This is a genomic window from Mesorhizobium sp. M7A.F.Ca.CA.001.10.2.1 (assembly GCF_003998575.1).
In the GTDB taxonomy this organism is placed as follows: domain Bacteria; phylum Pseudomonadota; class Alphaproteobacteria; order Rhizobiales; family Rhizobiaceae; genus Mesorhizobium.
The window spans coordinates 1-3,277 of sequence record NZ_RZQY01000672.1; the positions used below are offsets into that span (position 1 = coordinate 1).

4 protein-coding genes and 2 pseudogenes are annotated in these 3,277 nt (G+C 57.9%); 2 read left to right on the top strand and 4 right to left on the bottom strand.

Going from position 1 to position 3,277, the window contains the following annotated elements; translation table 11 throughout:
* From EN964_RS29645 to EN964_RS29655, 3 genes and pseudogenes are all read right to left on the bottom strand, one after another.
* Positions 1-264 (bottom strand): annotated as a pseudogene (locus EN964_RS29645) (short-chain dehydrogenase); the annotation flags it as partial.
* On the bottom strand, positions 236-436 hold the full coding sequence (locus EN964_RS29650; RefSeq protein WP_127268843.1) for a hypothetical protein: 201 nt from the start codon (positions 434-436) through the stop codon (positions 236-238). The gene EN964_RS29650 and the pseudogene EN964_RS29645, both read right to left, overlap by 29 nt.
* A gap of 133 nt (positions 437-569) precedes the next feature.
* The gene (locus tag EN964_RS29655) at positions 570-1,256 is read right to left on the bottom strand and encodes a TetR/AcrR family transcriptional regulator (protein ID WP_127268844.1); all 687 of its coding nucleotides are present in this window, start codon (positions 1,254-1,256) and stop codon (positions 570-572) included.
* A gap of 188 nt (positions 1,257-1,444) precedes the next feature.
* On the opposite strand from EN964_RS29655, the gene EN964_RS29660 reads away from it, so the two are divergent.
* Positions 1,445-1,933 (top strand): RidA family protein, encoded by a 489-nt coding sequence (locus EN964_RS29660; protein WP_127268845.1) that lies wholly within the window; start codon positions 1,445-1,447, stop codon positions 1,931-1,933.
* A 114-nt stretch (positions 1,934-2,047) separates the two neighbouring features.
* Here the strand turns inward: EN964_RS29660 and EN964_RS29665 are convergent, their stop codons facing one another.
* Positions 2,048-2,734, bottom strand: a complete 687-nt coding sequence (locus EN964_RS29665) for an RNA methyltransferase (RefSeq protein ID WP_127268846.1) — start codon at positions 2,732-2,734, stop codon at positions 2,048-2,050.
* A 195-nt stretch (positions 2,735-2,929) separates the two neighbouring features.
* Here EN964_RS29665 and EN964_RS29670 point away from each other — a divergent pair.
* Positions 2,930-3,277: pseudogene (locus tag EN964_RS29670) on the top strand (N-acetyltransferase); the annotation flags it as partial.

Genomic DNA, 3,277 nt, shown 5'->3' on the forward strand with positions numbered 1-3,277 from the left:
CGTGATGAGTGCTACCTTTTGGTCGAGTTTTTTCGATCCGAGATAGTACGGCGCATCATACAAAGGCTCCGGCTCTAGTGCCCATTCGTGCCCCGGTTTGGGCTGATGTTGCTCGGGGAAGGGGGGCTCGGGATATTCACGGGCGCCAGCCTGCATGGCGCCTTGCTGCTTCCCATCGCCTTTCGATTTGTCCTTGGCATCGACGCCACGTTGGATATGGCGCTGCTTGGCCGCTTCACCGGCTATTTCCGACTTCATCTGCATGATCGTCTCCTTGGCTTGGAGAGGAAACAACGCATGTCAGGCAAAAAGGTTTGCGCAAAAGATCGAGAGATTCCGGCCAGCGTTTGGCAATGCGTAACAACGACATCGCCAGTTGCACCAATTCAGCTGCAATGCAGCCGCGCCAGCCACCGCCGCCGATGGGATCGAGCATCCGGGCTTGCCCGTTGCCTGTGCCGCCTTGGCAGCGAGCCAAATGTGATGATGTGGATTGGGGAAGCTATTGCGTCAAACTGGCGTGCGCAAAGCAGCGCCATCCGGTCTGCTCCAAGCGTAGCCGTCGGAATCTATCTTGGCGAGAGGCCATCGAGCAGGAAGTCCAGGCCTTTTCGGAAAGTGCCGTCCCAATCGTTGTCCAACAGCAGACGAGAGCGTTCGATTGTCGGGTAGTGTTCGCTGAGATGTGTAAGACGCGGCTGTGCGGCTGCTCTGTCTTCTTCCGAGAGGTCGAAGCTTGCCCGGGTGAGGGTGGCGCCCATCACATAGTTCCAGAGCGACCAAATCGCGGCGTTGAGATCCGCGTCCGCAACACCGGCTCTCGACAAGGTCTTGCTCAGCATTTCCAGGCGACTGAGGATGTTCGGGCCAAGCGCCCGTCGCGGCAACAGCGATGCCGACCAAGGATGGCGCAACATTCTGGCGCGCCAGCTTTCGAGCATATGAACGACGTCTCCGCGCCAGTCCGGAGACTCACCTGTTTCGGGCGATGCGCGATATTCGAGCACCGAATCGAGTGCTAGATCAAAGACATCCTCCTTGTTGTCGACGTGCCAGTATAGGCTCATCACACCCGAGCCGAGGCGATCGGCCAGCCGACGCATTGTCACTCCGTCTATGCCCTGGGCGTCCAGCAGTTCCACCGCGATCGCCACGATACGCTCTCGAGACAGCGGCGGCTCGCTGCTCGCTTCCTGCATAGGTGGAAGCTTTGTCCGTTGCGATCGTTTGCTGGCACTGCGGGGTTTGGCTGCCATCTGTCTTCCTTGCTGGCCGAACGTCGATTTTGGCAGGCACCGTCAGGAATGTCGACGCTGATCGCTTGACTAGTACGACGTACCATACGATGACTCGTACATCGCACGATTCATCGTATGGGCGATCTGGTTAAAGTTCATGCCGGCCGCGAGTGCGTTATTCGCAGTCAGCAGAGCCAGGAGAAATCATGTCACGCGCAATCAAGCATCTGCTTACCGGAGGGCTAATTATCATGACCATGGCAGTTTCCGCTGCGGCTACAGCGACTGGGAACGACCTCAAGCTGACCATCGTCAATCCACAGACGCTCTACGACCCGTCGCCGAATGGCTACAGCACCGACGTGATCGCACCGCGCGGAGCTCGGATTGCCTACATCTCCGGGCAGGGCGGCCAAGACAGCACAGGAGCCTTGTCACCCGATTTCGCCGTCCAGGTTAAGCAGGCCTACGCAAATTTGCATGCGGCGCTCGAGGGCATCGGCGCCAGGCCGGATCAGGTGGCGAAGCTCACGGTCTTCGTGGTCGACCACGACATGTCCAAGCTCGATGTGTTGACCAGGAACGTCAAGGACATGTTCGGCGAGGCGCTGCCGGCGCAGACACTGGTTCCCGTTCCCAAGCTTGCAATCGACCCCATGCTTTTCGAGGTGGAAGCCGTGGTCATTCTGGAGTAGGGGCGAGATCGCCCCACAAACTGAAACGGGTCGAGCGCGCCGCCGACAGCCGCACATCCGGAGCCATTATACGGAAGTAGAGCCGGCCAACGGTCGGTTGAGCTTCGCGTCAGCTCAGGTCTGTCCTTCGGTTTCGCTCGAAGCAAAGCCGCCAATTTCCCGACGCATTACAGTAGGTAGTGGCTCAGCGCGTTTTCCCTTCCGGCTACCGCGGCGGTATTTGCTCTGATACTCGCGTCGCTGTTTCGCGATTTCGTAGAGTACGATACCCGAACTGGTTCCGAGGTTTAGGCTCTCGATCATCCCGAACATTGGAATTGCTACGCACATCTCGCTGCGCTCGACCGCAAGGGTGCTGATGCCCCGTTTCTCATTGCCGAACCAGACAGCGAGTTTGGTGTGCTGGGTATAATCGCCCTCGTGCAGGAAAACGCTGGTCTTTCCCATTATATGCGGCGACGTGACGACGGACACAAAGCCATGTTTTTCCAGATGGCTGAGGCAGGCGTCAGTGCTGTCGAATCGTTTCACAAACGTCCATTTGACGGCTGATACAGACGTTTCCGAAAGCGATTTCCGTTGGCGCATTTGCTGCCAGTCATCAGGAAGTGCTTTGCGTGGATCGACGATATAGACTCTTTCAACGCCGAGGGCATTTGCGTTTCGAATTACCGTTCCGATGTTCCTGATATCATTCGGATCTTCGACAACGGCTACCAAGTTCTTGCAGCGAAACGATTTGACCGCAGCCGCACGCTTGCGAACCGATACTCTGGGTTTCTGAGCCTCAAGGGTTTCCATGAGAGAGGTTCTTACCAGAGGCGCATCTGAATCCAAGGCCCGTGGCGACTCTATCGCCGCCACATCAGGAAGTCGCATAAGATAGATTATGGAACTGACGCATGGGCCAGGAACTGTAAATTGCCGCTGATTCTCATAGGCTTGAGCGCTCGTGGCGTATTGCCTTGAGCGGATAGCCAACCCTAGGCTGTCGAAATGAAGATGGCAAACAGCGGGATCGAAGCGGCGATCGAAGTGTTCGTGCATGGCTTCAGTGCCGACAGAAGCCGCACCTTTCCTTACGTGGCCCGCCGTGTTGGGCCGTTGTGGCTGATGCGCGACGCCGAGCGCAAGAATCCTCGCGACTACCGCGGCGAAGAATGGGTCGTCCATGACGTCGCCGCTCAACAGGCCGATGCCATCGTGCGGCAGCATGCACGGCCGGGCTTTGCCATTTCCGTTATGATCGCGCACGAGGATCCGGACGGGCCGACACGAACTGCCTACAAAGCTCTCGGCTACCGGCTGCTTCGGACCGAAGGCTTTTTCGTCCACCGATTGCGC